Origin of the sequence: Nocardiopsis mwathae (assembly GCF_014201195.1) — a bacterium.
Classification (GTDB): domain Bacteria; phylum Actinomycetota; class Actinomycetes; order Streptosporangiales; family Streptosporangiaceae; genus Nocardiopsis_C; species Nocardiopsis_C mwathae.
This window is the reverse complement of sequence record NZ_JACHDS010000001.1, coordinates 1,563,088-1,579,114: the sequence shown is the minus strand read 5'-3', so window position 1 is coordinate 1,579,114 and position 16,027 is coordinate 1,563,088. Positions and strand designations below refer to the sequence as shown.

General features: G+C 73.1%; 13 protein-coding genes. 5 read left to right on the top strand and 8 right to left on the bottom strand.

The genetic code is table 11. The features are described 5' to 3' along the window. Positions 1–6: 6 nt before the first annotated feature. From HNR23_RS06375 to HNR23_RS06365, 3 genes are all read right to left on the bottom strand, one after another. Complete coding sequence (locus tag HNR23_RS06375; RefSeq protein WP_184074434.1) at positions 7–1,155, bottom strand: bifunctional RNase H/acid phosphatase; 1,149 nt, start codon at positions 1,153–1,155, stop codon at positions 7–9. A 31-nt stretch (positions 1,156–1,186) separates the two neighbouring features. Then, a complete protein-coding gene (locus tag HNR23_RS06370) occupies positions 1,187–1,930 on the bottom strand; it encodes a CT398-like coiled coil hairpin domain-containing protein (protein ID WP_184074432.1) in 744 nt (247 codons plus the stop codon). A gap of 85 nt (positions 1,931–2,015) precedes the next feature. Then, entirely contained in the window at positions 2,016–2,834 is an 819-nt protein-coding gene (locus HNR23_RS06365) for a Nif3-like dinuclear metal center hexameric protein (protein WP_184079978.1), read from the bottom strand. 209 nt (positions 2,835–3,043) lie between these two features. On the opposite strand from HNR23_RS06365, the gene HNR23_RS06360 reads away from it, so the two are divergent. Next, positions 3,044–3,544, top strand: coding sequence for an LURP-one-related/scramblase family protein (locus tag HNR23_RS06360; protein WP_184074430.1), 501 nt, complete (start codon positions 3,044–3,046; stop codon positions 3,542–3,544). Positions 3,545–3,614: 70 nt separating this feature from the next. Further along, on the top strand, positions 3,615–4,481 hold the full coding sequence (locus HNR23_RS06355; protein ID WP_184074428.1) for a deoxyribonuclease IV: 867 nt from the start codon (positions 3,615–3,617) through the stop codon (positions 4,479–4,481). Between the two features lie 62 nt (positions 4,482–4,543). Here the strand turns inward: HNR23_RS06355 and HNR23_RS06350 are convergent, their stop codons facing one another. Further along, complete coding sequence (locus HNR23_RS06350) at positions 4,544–4,795, bottom strand: GlsB/YeaQ/YmgE family stress response membrane protein (protein ID WP_184074425.1); 252 nt, start codon at positions 4,793–4,795, stop codon at positions 4,544–4,546. 334 nt (positions 4,796–5,129) lie between these two features. Between HNR23_RS06350 and HNR23_RS06345 the strand changes: the two genes are divergently transcribed. Then, on the top strand, positions 5,130–5,471 hold the full coding sequence (locus HNR23_RS06345; RefSeq protein ID WP_184074423.1) for a hypothetical protein: 342 nt from the start codon (positions 5,130–5,132) through the stop codon (positions 5,469–5,471). A 133-nt stretch (positions 5,472–5,604) separates the two neighbouring features. On the opposite strand, the gene HNR23_RS06340 is transcribed toward HNR23_RS06345, so the two are convergent. Continuing rightward, positions 5,605–6,915, bottom strand: a complete 1,311-nt coding sequence (locus HNR23_RS06340; RefSeq protein ID WP_343070441.1) for an alkaline phosphatase — start codon at positions 6,913–6,915, stop codon at positions 5,605–5,607. Between the two features lie 751 nt (positions 6,916–7,666). Next, positions 7,667–8,848: a VLRF1 family aeRF1-type release factor gene (locus tag HNR23_RS06335; protein WP_343070440.1), complete on the bottom strand. Its 1,182-nt coding sequence runs from the start codon at positions 8,846–8,848 to the stop codon at positions 7,667–7,669. A gap of 271 nt (positions 8,849–9,119) precedes the next feature. Here HNR23_RS06335 and HNR23_RS06330 point away from each other — a divergent pair, with 271 nt between their 5' ends. Further along, a complete protein-coding gene (locus tag HNR23_RS06330; protein WP_184074419.1) occupies positions 9,120–11,513 on the top strand; it encodes a Tex-like N-terminal domain-containing protein in 2,394 nt (797 codons plus the stop codon). Between the two features lie 78 nt (positions 11,514–11,591). On the opposite strand, the gene HNR23_RS06325 is transcribed toward HNR23_RS06330, so the two are convergent. Both HNR23_RS06325 and HNR23_RS06320 read right to left on the bottom strand, forming a co-directional pair. Beyond that, complete coding sequence (locus tag HNR23_RS06325; protein ID WP_184074417.1) at positions 11,592–12,710, bottom strand: hypothetical protein; 1,119 nt, start codon at positions 12,708–12,710, stop codon at positions 11,592–11,594. A gap of 189 nt (positions 12,711–12,899) precedes the next feature. Continuing rightward, the gene (locus HNR23_RS06320) at positions 12,900–13,964 is read right to left on the bottom strand and encodes a fatty acid desaturase (protein ID WP_184079969.1); all 1,065 of its coding nucleotides are present in this window, start codon (positions 13,962–13,964) and stop codon (positions 12,900–12,902) included. 711 nt (positions 13,965–14,675) lie between these two features. Here HNR23_RS06320 and HNR23_RS06315 point away from each other — a divergent pair. Beyond that, positions 14,676–16,010, top strand: coding sequence for a hypothetical protein (locus HNR23_RS06315; RefSeq protein ID WP_184074415.1), 1,335 nt, complete (start codon positions 14,676–14,678; stop codon positions 16,008–16,010). The last annotated feature ends 17 nt before the right edge of the window (positions 16,011–16,027 follow it).

The window sequence follows — 16,027 nt, the reverse complement described above, 5'->3', positions numbered from 1 at the left end:
CGCCGCTCAGCACAGTGCGGACAGGTGCGCGGTGTCGTTGAGCGACCGCACCACCATCGGGCCGTCGCCGTAGCAGTCGATCTCCGACAGGCACGCGACGTCCAGGTGCATCCGGTACAGCGCCTCGGGCGGTGCGAGCAGCGCCTGCTGCAGGCACACCTTGATCGGCGTCACGTGGCTGACGACGAGCACCGTGCTGCCCGTGAACTCGGCCAGGACCTTGTCGCGGGCCGCACCCACGCGCGCGGCGACCGAGGCGAAACTCTCCCCGCCCTGCGGCGGGACCGAGGGGTCGGCCAGCCACCGGGCGATCTCCTCGGGCCAGCGCTCGCCGACCTCGGCGAAGGTCAGCCCCTCCCAGGCGCCGAAGTCGGTCTCCGCGAACGCGGGCCACTCCTCCACCGGCAGCGACAGCTCCCGCGCGACGTGGTCGGCGGTGTCGCGGGCCCGGCGCAGCGGAGAGGACAGGATGACGTCGATTCCACCGCGCCCGGCGAGCCGCCGGGCCGCCGCGCGGGCCTGCTCATGGCCTGCCTCGGTGAGCTCCACGTCCCCCAGGCCCGCGAAGCGCCGCTCGACCGAAAGCGGGGTCTGGCCGTGGCGCAGCAGGAGCAGCCGGGTCGGCGTGCCGTCCGGCGCGGCCCAGCCCGTGCGCCCAACCCGCGACGCCGCCGCGGACTCCGCGGCGGCGGGCTCTCCGGAAAGGTCCCCGCCCGCGTCCGCAGGGCCCGTCCCCCAGTGCACCGACGCGCCGTCCATGGCCTCGTTGGCCAACCGGTCGGCGTGCGCGTTCTCGGCGCGCGGGACCCAGGTGTAGGTCACCCCGGCCAGGTCCGCGGCGGCCGCGTGCGCCTGCTCGGCGAGCGGGCGCAGGTCGGGGTGCTTGATCTTCCAGCGCCCCGACATCTGCTCCACGATGAGCTTGGAGTCGAGCCGTACCTCCACGGCCGCGCCCGGGTCGATCTCCGCGGCCGCGCGCAACCCGGCGATCAGCCCCCGGTACTCGGCGGCGTTGTTGGTCGCCACCCCGATGGCCTCGGCGACCTCGGCCAGCAGCTCCCCGTCGGCGGCGTCGCGGACCAGCGCGCCGAACCCCGCCGGCCCCGGGTTGCCCCGGGAACCGCCGTCGGCTTCGACCACCAGGCGGCGGGTCACCGGTGTCCCCTCCCCTTCCGTGCGCCGACCGTCACAGGCCGGACTCGGTCGTGCGGACCAGGATGCGGCGGCAGTCCTCGCAGCGCAGCACCTCGTCGGCGGACGCCTGGCGGATCTGGCCCAGCTCGGCGGTGCTGAGGGCCAGCTTGCAGCCCTCGCAGCGGCCGTAGCGCAGCATCGCGGCGCCGATGCCGTCGTACTGGGCGCGCAGCTTGGTGTAGAGGGCCAGCAGGTCCTCGGGCACCTCGGCGGAGACGCGGCCGCGGCGGTCCTTGGCCGAGGCGAGGTCCGCCTCGATGTCCACGACGGCGGCGGAGCGGCGCTCCTCCACGGCTTCGAGCTCGGCCTCGGCCGCCTCGATCTCCTTCTGCAACCGCGCGTGCTCGGCGTCGGCCGCCTCACGGCGCTCCATGACCTCCAGCACGACCTCTTCGAGCTCGGTCTGGCGGCGGTGGAGCGAGGCGATCTCCGACTGCAGCCGCTCCAGCTCCTTGGGGGAGGAGACCTGGCCGGCGTTGAGCCGCTGGTTGTCGCGCTCCGCGCGGGCGCGCACCTGGTCGACGTCGGACTCGGCCTTGCGCTGCTCGCGGTCGAGGTCGCCCAGCCTGGTGGCGGCCGCGGCCTTCGCGTCGCGGAGCTCGCTGACCCGGCCCTCCAGCCGCTGGACCTCGACGGTCTCCGGGAGGGTGCGGAGGCGGTGCGTCAACAGCCGGATGCGGCTGTCGACCTCCTGCAGGTCCAGCAGTCGCTTCTGGTCGGCGGGTTCTGCTTTCACGGGTGCTCTCAGACTCCTTGTGCGGCGGTGGTCCCCGACCGGCCGGGCGGGGGTGGGGTGTGCTGGCCCGGGCGGGGTGCCGGGCTCAGAACGTCTGTGACCAGGCGTCGGTGACGGTCGTCGATACGCGGGTCTCCACGTTAGCCCCTTCCCCGCCCAGGGCGCTGCGGAGTCGGGCGGCGCCGTCGGCCAGCCACGGCCATTCGCTGGCGAAGTGGGCGGTGTCGACGAGGGCGATGTCGTCGTGCTCGGCGAACTCCGACGCCGGGTGGTGGCGCAGGTCGGAGGTGAGGAAGACGTCGACCCCGGCGGCGCGGGCCGCCCCGAGGAGGGAGTCCCCCGCCCCGCCGGACACCGCCACCGTGCGCACGGTGCGGCCGGGGTCGCCGGAGACGCGGATGCCCGAGGCGGTCGCGGGGAGTCCCGCGGCGGCCTGCGCGGCGAACTCGCGCAGCGCCATCGGCCGGGGCAGGGCGCCGACGCGCCCGATTCCGCGGCGCCCCTCCGGATCGGCGGGGTCGGGGTCGAGCGGGAGCAGGTCGCCGTCGAGCCCCACGGCGGCGGCCAGGGCGTCCGAGACGCCCGGCGCGGCGGAGTCGGCGTTGGTGTGGGCCGTGTACAGGGCGATGCCCGACGAGATCAGCCGGTGGACCAGGCGCCCCTTGGGGGTGGTCGCCGCGACGCTGGTCACCCCCCGCAGCAGCAGGGGGTGGTGCGTGATGATCAGGTCGGCGCCCCACTCCGCGGCCTCGTCGACGACGACGGAGACGGGGTCGACCGCGAACAGGATACGGCGGACGGGCTGCGCGGGGTCGCCGCACACCAGCCCGACGGCGTCCCAGGACGCCGCCCAGGAGGGCGGGTAGACCTCTTCGAAGGCGCGGGTCACGTCGTGCAGGGTCACGGGTGCAGGCGTTGTGGTCACGGACCGCAGATTAGCGGGTCGGGCGGGTGCGTACCGAGTCGCGCCGGACGCACGGGCGGGACCGCGGGGACACATCGGAGGGGCGCTGGGGCGCGCCGCTGCGCCCCAGGACATGATCCACGGAGAACGCCCTACCGTGGGGAGCGAAACGGCCGCCCGCATGCGGGGGCGAGGAGGAGGGCGGGGCGATGAAGTTCCTGGTGCGTGAGCGGATCTTCGACATCGGCGACGACTTCTGGGTGGAGGACGAGAACGGGGAGCGGGCCTTCCACGTCGACGGCAAGGTGCTGAGGGTGCGCCGGACCTTCGAGCTGAAGACCCCTGAGGGCGAGGTCCTGCTCGTCATCCGCAAGAAGCTGCTCAGCCTGCGCGACACCATGCGCATCGAGCGGGACGGCCGAACCGTCGCCACCGTACGCAGGCGCATGTTCACCCTGGTCAAGGACAGGCTGGCGGTCGAACTGGAGGAGGGCGGCGGCTGGGAGATCAGCGGCAGCCTCTTCGACAAGGAGTACGCGATCGGCGACGGCGACGGGCCGGTCGCGCACATCTCCCGTGCATGGTTCCGGATCCGCGACACCTACGCGGTCGACGTCGACACCGCCCGGAGCGACGCCGGGGGCGATGCCGCGCTGGTCATCGCCGTCGCCGTGGCCGTGGACGCCCTGACCGGCCGGGACTCCCGGTAGGGCTCCGGTGTGCCCGCGCGGGTGTCCGGGTCGGACCGGAGCGCTGCGGCCGCTAACGTGGTGATCAGCCATGACTGATCTGCCTGTTTCGCCCGTCGGGGCGCACGTACCCGTATCCGGAGGCCTGGCCAAGCGCGGCCTCGCCTACACCGCCGACATCGGCGCCGAGACCATCCAGGTGTTCGTCACCAACCCGCGCGGCTGGGCGACGGTGCCCGGCGACCCCGCGGAGGACGCGCGGCTGCGCGAACGCGACGACCTGCCCGTCTTCATCCACGCCCCCTACCTGATCAACCTGGGGGCTCCGGACGAGGCGGTGGCGCAGAAGTCGGTCGCGTCCCTGGAGCACGCGCTGCGGCGCGGCGCGGAGATCGGGGCGCTCGGCGTGGTCGTGCACACCGGGTCCGCGGTCCGCGGCGGGCGCGACGAAGGGCTGGACCGCATGCGGTCGCGGCTGCTGCCGCTGCTGGACCGGCTCGGCGACGGTGTCCCGCCGGTGCTGCTGGAACCTATGGCCGGGCAGGGCCAGGTGTTGTGCGCGACGGTGGACGACCTGGCCGGGTACCTCGACGCACTGGACCGGCACCCGCGGGCCGCGGTGTGCCTGGACACCGCGCACGCGTTCGCGGCCGGGCACGACATCGCCACGCGCGCCGGCATGCGGGCGATGCTGGACCGCTTCGGCGAGGTCGTCGGCGCCGACCGGCTGCGGCTGATCCACGCCAACGACTCCAAGGAGCCGTGCGGGAGCAGGAAGGACCGGCACGAGAACATCGGCGCGGGCCACATCGGCGCCGACCCCTTCGGTGAGCTGTTCCGCCACCCGGTGAGCGCGGGCGTTCCCATCACCCTGGAGACTCCGGGTCCGGAGGGACCGCACGCGGCCGACGTGCGGACACTTAAGGAGCTGCGCGGGGACGGGCCCCGGCCGTCCTGAGCGGCCGCCGGGCGTCGCCGGAGGCGGTGGCCCCCGATGCCGGGGTGCGGTGCCGTGCGGGGTCAGGTGCCCCGCACGTACAGCTTTTCGGCGACGACCACCGCGGCGGCCGCCACCAGGACTTGGACGATCAGCACGAACACCCAGAACGTGGTGAACAGTGCGGCGATGGCTCCGCCGATGAACGCGGCGATGATGCCCAGGATCAGCGTGAGCCAGATCGGGATCGCCTGCTTGCCGGGAACGACGAGGCGGCCGAGCGCGCCGATGATCAGACCGACGACCAGGGCGCTGATGATGCCGGTGATCTCCACGGACCCTCCCAGGTTGGTTCCTCGCCGTCCTCCGTTCGGAGAAGGACGGCCTGGTGCAGGCATACCCACGTCGAGGTGGCCGAACGCCCGTCCGGCGCCAGGGGAGGCACGGAGAGGCACGCTGCGGCTCCGGTGTCCCCGTTGCCCCGCCGGGGACCGAGGGAAACCCGGCCGGGTGGCCGTCCGGATCCGGCCGCGCGGTGGCGGCGGCCTCCCACCACCGCAGGCGTCGCATCCGGGTGGGTATTCGCCGGAGTTCCCCCGTCCCCCGAGCCGCCGACCCGCCGGCGTGGGCCACAATGAGAACGATGCGTAACGGAGGGCGGTGCACAGCATGGACCCGGTGAGTCTGGTATTCGGAGCGGCCATCGCGTTCGGCGGGATCCTCGTCGGCCGGATGCTCCCCAGGCGATCTGACCGCCACGCCCACCAGTCGCAGCAACAGCAGCAGACCGTCACCGCGGCCCAGCGCACCCCGCAGCCCATCTGCGGCTGCGGCCACCACCTCGTCTTCCACGATCAGAAGACCAAGATGTGCCAGGCCCAGGTCGTCATCCCCGGCCGCTGGACCGGCCAGACCGGCGGCACCTACCGCCAGTGCATGTGCCAGGGCTACCGCGGCCCGGTCCCGCTGGACGAGTACTACGCCCCCGACCTCCTCAACGACGACACTTGAGGCGGTTCGGACCGGGGTGATCCGCCGGTGCCCGCCGGTGACGGTTCCCCTCTCGGGCCCTCCCCGGAGGTGTCACCCGAGGTCGACCGGTGGCCCGGTCACCCGCGGGTGACCGGGCCGCCGCTCCTCCGGGTCAGGGGGACGCGGTGTCCCCCCGGCCCCAGAAGTCGAAGACGCTCTCGGCGAGCTTCACGTTCTCCAGGTAGTCACCGCGAACCGGGTCGGTGTGCCGGGCGTGGTGGTCGATGCGTGAGGCGCCCGGTCCCTTGGCGTAGAGGGGGACGAGGGAGTTGGTGTGGCCGCCGGTGTGCCAGGAGTGCTCCGGGAGACCGCCGGCCTCGCCGCGGAGCGGGGTCCACCCCGTGTCCGCTCCGGCGCCGGGGCCCGCGAGGTAGCCGGTCTCGTGGTCCGCGGTGACCACGACCAGGGTCTCCTGCCAGCTGCTCTCGCGCTCCACCCAGTCGACGACCGTCTCGATCGCCTCGTTGAAGGCGAGCTGTTCCTCGATCATCCGGCCCATCTCGTTGCCGTGCCCGCCCCAGTCGATCGCGCCGCCCTCGACCATGAGGAACATGCCGCGGTCGGAGGCGTTGTCCAGCACGTTGAGCGCGCCCGAGGCCATCTCGGCCAGGGAGGGCACGGTCCGCAGTTCGGGGGCAGTGTAGGGCTCGGCCCCCTCGACGGGCGTGCCGTCGGCGTCCCGGTCCGGCCCGCTGCGGTGGAACTGCAGGGTGCGCGCCACCTGGGGCAGTCCGAAGACGCGCTCGGGCGGGTCGAACGCGTCCGCGAGGTCGGCGAAGTCGCCCGCCTTCTCGATGAAGGTGTGCCCTGTGGCCCCGGACACGGCGGCCTCGTAGGTCGCCTCGTCGATGTAGCGGAAGTCCGGCGTGTCCCGGGCCTGTCCGTCATCGTCGAAGTAGGGGTGGCCGGCTCCCATCAGGACGTCGAGCTCGTGCTCCCAGACCATCTCCCGGGCGATCTGGCGGTAGTTCCCCCGGCTCTCGTTGTGCGCGACGAACGCGGCCGGGGTGGCGTGGCTGAACTGCACGCTGGTGACCACGCCGCTGGCCTTGCCGAGCTCCTGGGCGCGCTCGGTGAGGTTGCGCACCGGTAGGCGGTCGGGGTCCAGCCCGATGGCGCCGTTGTACGTGCGCACGCCGGTCGCCATGGCCGTCGCCGTCGCGGCGGAGTCCGGCGGGTTCTTCAGGACCCACGCGAAATCCCCCCAGGCCTTGTCGGGTTCATAGCCGTTCCGGTGCTGATATGTCGCCATTCCCAGGCGCACCGGGAAATTCTCGTACACCTGGCTCGCCGTGCCCGGCTCGTGTTCGATCTTCCCCGTTTCCGGATCGACGCGGACCTGGTTGAAAGAGGTACCGTTCTCGTACAGACTGCCGGCGTCGACCTGGTTGTACCCCATCCCGTCGCCGATCAGGAAAATCACATTCTTGGGCCCGAACCCCAACTTTTCGGTCCCCGCCTGCGGATCGCCCGTGACCGGGTCCGCGAGCGCGGCCCCGGCCCCGCACAGGCCCAGCACGAGAGCGGCTGACGCAAGGGCCGCGGCCGCCCGCGCGCACCAGCCATGACGTATCTTCACGGGTTATTCACTCCCAGCCGTCGGCGTTGGCAGAACCCTGACATCGGATGGATCATCCGCACCGCGGATCCCATCTGACGGCATTATCGGCCAATAATGCAGTGGGCACCGGAGAACCTTAACTTGCCCGTCGGTAACGCCGGGCTTACGAAACGGAGAAGTCCCAGATCACGCCGACGGCCGGGGTCGGCGCGCGCACGGCCGACTCGGCGTCGGACGGCGATGTCGCGCATCCGCGGACCCCGGCCCCTTTCGTGCGGGCAGGACGAGGGCGGACGGCCGCACGTGCGGCGGGCGGTGATTCACCGCACCGGACGGGTACACCACTGACATGGGACTGCAAACCGCCGAGCTGGTCATCATGGCCCTACTCGCCATCGGGATCCCGTTGATCTTCGCGACGGCCACACTGCTGATGCGCCACCACGCGCGGCACAGCTACCGCCGCTGAGTCTCAGGGCCGGCTCCCAGGGCGTGGCCGGTCCACCGGCCACGCCCGCCTGCACCCGTGTCGCCCACCGCGCCGCGGCCCGCGTGGACCCCGAGCGCGCGGCATCCGTCCCGCCCCGCGATCAGGGGCGGGACGGATCCGGGCTCACCAGCGCAGCAGCGCCGCGACGCCGTCGTCCTCCGCAAGGACGTCCGCGGCCGTCTCCGGCAGCACCGTCACCTCGGCGCCCCCGGCCAGGCCCAGTTCGATCATGCGCTCGCCCAGGTCCCGCTCCTCGGCCATGCCGGTGCCGGAGTCGCCCGGCGGGGTCTCACCCTGGGCGTAGTACCAGCCGTCGGCGGCCCGGTGGCCGCGCATCTCCCGGGACCCGTCGAGGAAGAGGTGGGCCACCCGGCCCTCACGGAAGGCGCCGAGGGTGTCGCTGAGCCCCACGGTCCCCGGACCTCCGGACAGCGCCGCGTCACGGGCCCGCTCGGCCTGCTCCCGGCACCGGCGGACACGCGCGGCCTCCAGGTCCGGACGCACCCGGGCGGCGATGTCGGAGACCGGGAGCGTCTCGACCACGCGGTCCAGCAGCACGATGTCGCGGGGACCGTTGGCCGGAAGGCCCTTGCGGACGACATCGATCAGCCGGGAGTCACCGGTGATGACGATGGACGCCCACCCCTGCGCGTCGGCGATCTCGGTGATCCGCGACCGCAGCGAGTGCAGGTAGCGCAGCAGCTGCTCCTCCAGGCGGCGGTCGAAGCGGTCGGTCTGGCTGGCGGCGCGGTCGACGATGCCGGGGCGCCCCGCCGAGGCGGGTCCGCGCATCTCGCGCCACTCGTCAGTGTCGACCTCGAAGGTGAACCGGGTGATATCGGTAGCGGTGCCGAACCGCACGTCGACCACCCGCAGGCCGTCCTGGGCCACCGCCAGGACCCCCGCCGGCGCCCCTGTGGCGAAGGCCGCGGCGAGCGGCCGCAGGTAGGGCTTGGGTTCCAGTACGGCGCAGTCGACAAGCGGAACCTGCACCACCACGGTCCGCACCTCGTCACTGCTGACCGGAGCGAACAGCGCCCGCCCCAGGCCGGGTTCGGTGGCGCCGAGGATCCCGTCGAGTTCCGGTTCGAGCTTCTCCAGCCGGGAGAGCACGGCGGCGGCGTGCTTCTTGTCGCCGTTGGCGGCGACCTCGTTGCGCAGGCGGGTGATCGAGTTGGCGACGGTCCGCCGCCAGGTCGGTGAGGCCGTCCGGTCCCGCGGGTCGGCCGTGGCGTAGACCGAGAGCACCCCGCTGTCGTCCGACATCGTCGCCAGGTCCCGCAGCGACGCCTGATCAAGGATCACGGTGATACCGCCCCTCGTCGATGTAGCCCCGTCCGGCGGACCGGAAGAGGTGGTTACTCCCTCCTTAACAGGAGACCAGGGCCGGTATCAATGCCCGGTGAGTGGCGGGCCACGGCCGCACCAAAGGAGGGCAATGAGGGCGCCATCCCCACAGGCCCCCGGCCCCGCGGCCCGCGCCACGCCGGCCCCCCTACCCCGATCGGTGTGACAAGGCCGCCCCCCACCAGGACAATGCATCGGTGTACCGGAGTAAGAAGGTGAACAAGCCAACGTGACGACCTCCATCGAACAGCGGATCGCCGACGAGCTCGGCGTTCGGGAGCAGCAGGTGACCGCGGCCATCGGGCTGCTCGACGACGGCGCCACCGTGCCGTTCATCGCCCGCTACCGCAAGGAAGTGACCGGCACCCTCGACGACGCCCAGCTGCGCACCCTCGAAGAGCGCCTGCGCTACCTGCGGGAGCTTGAGGAACGCCGGGCCACCGTGCTGGAGTCCATCCGCGACCAGGGCAAGCTGGACGACGCCCTCGAAGAGCGGATCAGGCAGGCCGACTCCAAAGCCCGCCTGGAGGACATCTACCTCCCCTACAAGCCCAAGCGCCGCACCAAGGCGCAGATCGCACGCGAGGCGGGCCTCGAACCGCTCGCCGACCTGCTCCTGGCCGACCCCGGGCAGGACCCCCGGACCGCGGCGGCCGCCTACGTCGACGCCGACAAGGGCGTCGCCGACGCGGCCGCCGCGCTGGAGGGCGCCCGTGCCGTCCTGGTCGAACGGTTCACCGAGGACGCCGACCTCGTCGGGACGCTGCGCGAGCGCGTGTGGCAGCGCGGCCGCCTGGTGGCGAAGGTGCGCGAGGGCAAGGAGACCGCCGGCGCGAAGTTCGCCGACTACTTCGACTTCGCCGAGCCGCTCACCGAACTGCCCTCGCACCGCATTCTGGCGATGTTCCGCGGCGAGAAGGAGGAGGTGCTCAGCCTCACCCTGGAGCCGGAGGAGCCCGCCGACCCGCCGGCCGAGAGCCGGGCTCCCAGCGGCTACGAGACCGCGATCGCCGAGCACTTCGGCATCGCCGACCGGGGCCGCCCGGCCGACCGCTGGCTGCTGGACACCGTGCGCTGGGCCTGGCGCACCCGTGTGTTCGTCCGCCTCGACATCGACCTGCGGATGCGTCTGTGGCAGGCGGCCGAGGACGACGGCGTGCGCGTGTTCGCGACCAACCTGCGCGACCTGCTGCTGGCCGCTCCGGCCGGGACCCGCCCGACCATGGGGCTGGACCCGGGCATCCGCACCGGCGTCAAGGCCGCGGTGGTCGACGGGACCGGCAAAGTGGTCGCCACCGCCACCGTCTACCCGCTGGCGCCGCAGCACCGCTGGGACGAGTCGCTGGACACCCTCGGCCGCCTCGCCGGGGAGCACGGCGTCGAGCTGGTCGCCATCGGCAACGGCACCGGCTCGCGGGAGACCGACCGGCTCGTCGCGGAGCTGATGAAGCGCCGCCCGGAGCTCGGTCTCACCCGGGTCACGGTCTCCGAGGCCGGGGCGTCGGTGTACTCCGCCTCCGCCTACGCCTCCAAGGAGCTGCCCGAACTCGACGTGTCGCTGCGGGGCGCCGTCTCGATCGCCCGCCGCCTCCAGGACCCGCTCGCCGAACTGGTCAAGATCGACCCGAAGTCGATCGGGGTCGGCCAGTACCAGCACGACGTGTCGGAGGTGAAGCTTTCGCGGTCGCTGGACGCGGTGGTCGAGGACTGCGTGAACGGTGTCGGCGTGGACGTCAACACGGCCTCGGCGCCGCTGCTGACCCGGGTGTCGGGGATCAACTCCACCATCGCGGAGAACATCGTGGCGCACCGCGACGCCAACGGCCCGTTCGGCTCGCGCAAGGCGCTCAAGGAGGTGGCGCGGCTGGGCCCGAAGGCGTTCGAGCAGTGCGCGGGCTTCCTCCGCATCCCCGGCGGAGACGACCCGCTGGACGCCTCCAGCGTGCACCCGGAGGCCTACCCGGTGGTGCGCCGCATCCGGGAGCGCGCGGGTGTGGCGATCGGCACGCTGATCGGCAACGGGGAGGTGCTGCGGGCGCTGCGGCCCCGCGACTTCGTGGACGACACCTTCGGCCTGCCGACCGTCACCGACATCCTCGCGGAGCTGGAGAAGCCGGGTCGCGACCCCCGCCCGGCGTTCACGACCGCGTCCTTCAAGGAGGGGGTGGAGACCCTGGAGGACCTGGAACGCGGCATGCTGCTGGAGGGCACCGTCACCAACGTCGCGGCGTTCGGCGCGTTCGTGGACGTGGGCGTGCACCAGGACGGCCTGGTACACATCTCGGCGATGTCGAAGAACTACGTCAACGACCCGCGCGACGTGGTGAGGTCCGGCGACATCGTGCGGGTCAAGGTGCTCGATGTCGACACCGCGCGCAAGCGCATCTCGCTGACCATGCGGCTCGACGACGATGCCGCCCCCGTCGGAGGCGACCGCCGCGGCGGCGGGCAGCGGGAGCCCGGCCCCTCCGGCGGCGGACGCGGCGACCGCGGCAAGAGCGGACAGGGCGGCCGCCGCGGCGGCAGGTCGGACCGGGGCCGCGGGGGCCGCCAGGAGCCGGCACCGGGCGGCGCGATGGCCGAGGCGCTGCGCCGCGCAGGTCTCGACAAGGGCCTGGGCTGACGGAACCCGAACGGGTCCGGGCCGCCCGTTCCGCCCGCGGTCGCGGGTGGGACGGGCGGCCCCGTGTGCGGGGCCGCCTCACTCGGCCCTGTCGGTTCCGGGTGCGGGTTCGGGGGCGTCCGGTTCCGGGGCGCCGTCCCCGGGGCCGGCGCCCGGCCGCCCGGTCGGTGCTGCGCCGCCCGCGTGCAACCGGATCCCCGCCCAGCAGGAGGCCAGCAGGACGGCTCCGGCCGTCAGCAGGATCGCCGCCGCGCCGATCGCGCCGTCGGTGATGTCCCAGACCAGCTCGGTGACCCCCACGGTGACCCCGAGGACCCCGAACACCAGCAGCACCGCGGCACGCTCCCACCGGTAGTAGCCCAGCAGGATGGCGGCCGTGGCCAGGGTGAGCAGGTAGCCCGCCACCGGTGCCGCGTCCCAGGCGACCAGGAGCTGGGCACCGAGCAGGGCCATCCCGGCGCCCAGCCCGAGTCCGAGCCTGCGCTCGACGAACGCCCCGCCGACCGCCAGCCCGCCCCACACCAGCCCCAGCGCGAACAGGATCAGCCCCTGGTACACCTCGTAGCCGACCCTCGTGGGCGCGACCGCATCGAACACCGCCAGGGCGAGCCCGCCGCTCATCCACCAGCAGACCACCAGTCCCACGGCGGAGCGCAGTGCGGCATAGCCGGCGGCGGCGACCGCGAACCCGCCGAGCAGTGCGACCCACCACGACGCCTCGGACTCGCCCAGACCGACGTTGACGGCGAACACCGTGGCCACCGCGGCCAGTGCGAACAGCACTCCGGCGACCCGGCGCCGGACCACGGGGACCGCGGGACCCGCCAGGGCCGGACGGATCCGCCCGGCCAGGGAGTCGGGGCCGAGCACGGCGCGCGGCCCGCCGGCCATCGCGACCCCCGCCACCGCGGCGACCAGGGCGATGGCGGCCAGCAGCAGCACGCGCACCGTGTCGCCGAGGTCCTGCCACGCCGTGGCGAGCAGGGCGAACACACCCGCGAGGACCAGTCCGCCGCCCGCGTATCCGGCGATCTCCGTCCAGCGGACGGCCGCACGGCCGCCTGTCCCGATCCCGGCGCGCTCCAGAGCCTCGCCCACCGCGGCCGCCTGTCCGGCGGAGACCACCCCCTGCTCGACCAGTCGGCCCAAGACCTCGTCCCGGGCATCGGCGTCGCCGCCCCGGCCTTCCCTGAACATCGTCGCCGTCCCCTCTCGGACGCCGCGGCGGCCCGTGCCTCCCGGTCGGGCACGGACCGCTCGCGGCCGTCGATCAACCTCTACCCCGGCTGTCCGGAACCATCTCATCGCGGCCGGCGCACGGGCGCCTGAGTACGGGTACTCAATCCGGGTGGGCCGGTTTCGGACGGGGTTGGGGGCGGCGCGGCCCTAGACGGCCCCCGCCGGTCGGCGGAGGGGGGCGCCCGCGTCGTGCAGGTGCCGCATCGCCTCGACGTGCGAGCGGACGAACCCCGTCTCGTGGTACGGGATGCCGATCTCGGCGCAGTACTGGCGCACGATGGGCTGTGCCCGGCGCAGGTGCGGGGTGGGCATGTTCGGGAAGAGGTGGTGTTCGATCTGGTAGTTGAGGCCGCCCATGGCGTTGTCGACGAACCAGCCGCCCCTGACGTTGCGGGAGGTCAGCACCTGCTTGCGGAGGAAGTCGAGCTTCTCGCCCTTCTTCAGGGTGGGCATGCCCTTGTGGTTGGGGGCGAAGACGTTGCCGAGGTAGACGCCGAACAGCGCCTGGTTGATGACGACGAACAGGATCGCCTTGTCCGGCGACATCACCGAGAACACGATGGCCAGGTAGACGGCGAAGTGGCCGATGAGGAGCACGGCCTCCAGCCCGCGCTTCTTCATGTAGGGCTGGAACAGCGCCCGCACGCTCTGCGCGTGCAGGTTCAGGCCCTCCAGCGTGAGCAGGGGGTAGAAGAGGAAGGCCTGGTAGCGGCCGACGAACCGGGCCACCCCCGAGGCCGCGGCGGCCTGGTCCTTCGACCACACCAGGACGTCCGGGTTGACGTCGGGGTCGAGGTCCTCGTGGTTCGGGTTGGCGTGGTGGCGGGTGTGCTTGTCCTGCCACCACCCGTAGCTCATGCCGATGCCGAGGTTGCCCACGAGGCGCCCGCACACCTCGCTGGGCACCCGGTTCCGGAACACCTGGCGGTGGGCGAGGTCGTGGGCGGCCAGCGCGACCTGGCCGAACGCTGCGGCGAGGACGACCGCCGTGAGCATCTGCCACCAGGAGTCTCCGAGGACGAACACGGCCGCCCAGCCGCCGAAGAAGAACAGCCCGATGAGGCCGAGGCGCAGCACGTAGTAGTGGGCGGGTGCGCGGTCGAGCAGGCCGGCCTCGGCGACGCGCCGCGACAGCCGGGCGAAGTCGCTTCCGCGGGCCGACGCCGGGCGTCGTGCCGTCCGGACATCGGGCTCGGCCGGGCTGGGGTTCACTTCGGTGGCGGGCACTGTTCTCCTCCTCGGCAGGTGGTCCCCGTGCCCGACGCGCTCGGGACAGGGGGAGGGGCGAGAGCTGGTGGGACGGCCGCGGCGGGCTGCGTGGCCATGTGTGCCGACGGTGGGGGCGGTCGGCGGGCCACGCGGATCGTGCGGGTCGGTAGGGGCGGTAGGGGCGGTGGGGCCGGTGATCATGGGGGGCGGCGGGCGGGGCTGGGCGGGCCGGTCGGATCGGCGTGCCGGGAGGCACGACCGGCCGCACTCAGGCCGTGCGGAACCGCGGGTGGTGCGTTGTGGGGACGAGCCGGGTCGGCCGGACGGTCGCGGCGTGGACACGTGCCCGGTTCCCTGCCCCTGCAGGACAGGAGAACCGGCACCGGTATGCCCGTATACGCACCACCGGAGCCGACGCCTTCAACCTACGCGGCCGGTGCAAACGGCCACCATGGCTCGGGCACACCCTTGGCCGGAGGTGCCAGCACCCCCGGCCGCCTTCTCCCGCGGTCCCCCGCGCGCCACGCCCGGGCAGGTCGGTGTCCCGGCCCATTCCCACCCGGCCCGCATCCCTCCCCCGCGCCCCGATGGTCGGCCACGACCGCCCTGCGCGCCTCCGTCCACCGGCGGCACGGCCGACACCACATCGAGAGAACCGCGAACACCTCCCCCTGCTGGTGTACTTCGGCGCACACGACACGGCAGACTGGCGCCATGCTGAGCGAACGAGAGGCGCTGACGGTACTCCGCCAGGAGAACCCGGAGCACGCCGAAGACGCGGCCGCCGCCATGGGCTGGCTGTCCAGCGGTGGCCTGGAGGGCATCGATCTGCTGCGCATGCAGGACTTCCTCTGGTACGCCCTGCCGGTCAAATGGATGATCAGCACGGAGAAACGCGTCCAGGTGGCCCATGCGCTCGGCCGCCTGCTCAACCTGAACGGACTGGAACGCTACGCCGCGCTGTGCGAGTCCGAGCTCACCGAGCGGATCCTGCGGATCTATGAGGAGGAGGGCCACGACGCCGGTGTGGCCGCCTACACCGAGGCCACCACGCGCAGCGGCTCGGTTCCGACCGCCACCCCGCTGCACACCTGGGGCACGCTCATGGGCCCCGAGGAGAACGCGGCCTTCGGGGACTGCGCGGCGGCCCTGGACCTGGCGCTGGCCTCCGGCGAACTGCGGGTGGGCGGCCGCGGATGGAAGCAGGCCCGCGAAGTGCTGCTCACCCGCTGGCTCACCCAGGGACGACCCGAACTCGACGGCGCCTGCTGGCTGGAGCGCATCCACTCCGAGCGGCTGGAGACCTGGGTCGTGGAACGCCACGGGGAACGCTCGACCCTCGCCGGAGAGCTCTCACCGCGGCTGCTGGCCATCCCCTCCACGGCGCCCGACCCCGTGCCCGAGGGGGTCATGCGGGCGCTGGGCTGGATGCTGGGGCACAGCCGCGACCGGTTGCCGCTCACAGCGCGGCACTACATCACGCCGACACTGGTCGCGGAGGCCGTCGACCTGTTCGGGTGGCGTGAGTGGCTCACCGGCCCGCTCAACCGCGAGCTCGACGTCGTCCCGCTGCACACGCTGCGCTCGCTCGCGCAGCGGGAGATGCGCGCCATCCGCAGGGCCGGAACCTTCCTGGTCCTGACCAAGACGGGTCTGCACATGCTGGAGGACGCGGACACCTTCTGGCGGACCGCCACCGCCGCCGTCATCGGCCGTGAGGGCGGCGAGCCCGACTTCGGCGTCGCCGTGCGGGAGGCGGAGCTGCTGGTGCTGCTCACCTCGGCACCGAGCACCGGGGACGAGCTGATCCGGCGGCTCACCTCGATCCTCGCCGAGGAGGGGTGGGCGTTCCGCGACGGCGGCGACCTCGCCGAGCCGATCCGACGCGAAGCGCAGCGGTTCCGGCTCCGGATGTGGTCGCTGGGCATGCTCGACGACGACTGCCTGGTGGACGACACGCCGGTGCTGACCGAGGGCGGCGAGATCACCGCCCTGGCCGCGCTGCGCGCGCGGGCGCTGCGCCCGCGCTACCGGACGGACGTGGAGTAGGCCGGGTGGCGCGGGCG

Excerpts from the sequence above, each read along its gene's own strand:
- HNR23_RS06360 (WP_184074430.1), top strand. The coding sequence starts at position 3,044 with ATGAAGTTCCTGGTGCGTGAGCGGATCTTCGACATCGGCGACGACTTC.
- HNR23_RS06355 (WP_184074428.1), top strand. The coding sequence starts at position 3,615 with ATGACTGATCTGCCTGTTTCGCCCGTCGGGGCGCACGTACCCGTATCC.
- HNR23_RS06345 (WP_184074423.1), top strand. The coding sequence starts at position 5,130 with ATGGACCCGGTGAGTCTGGTATTCGGAGCGGCCATCGCGTTCGGCGGG.
- HNR23_RS06325 (WP_184074417.1), bottom strand. The coding sequence starts at position 12,710 with ATGTTCAGGGAAGGCCGGGGCGGCGACGCCGATGCCCGGGACGAGGTC.
- HNR23_RS06315 (WP_184074415.1), top strand. The coding sequence starts at position 14,676 with ATGCTGAGCGAACGAGAGGCGCTGACGGTACTCCGCCAGGAGAACCCG.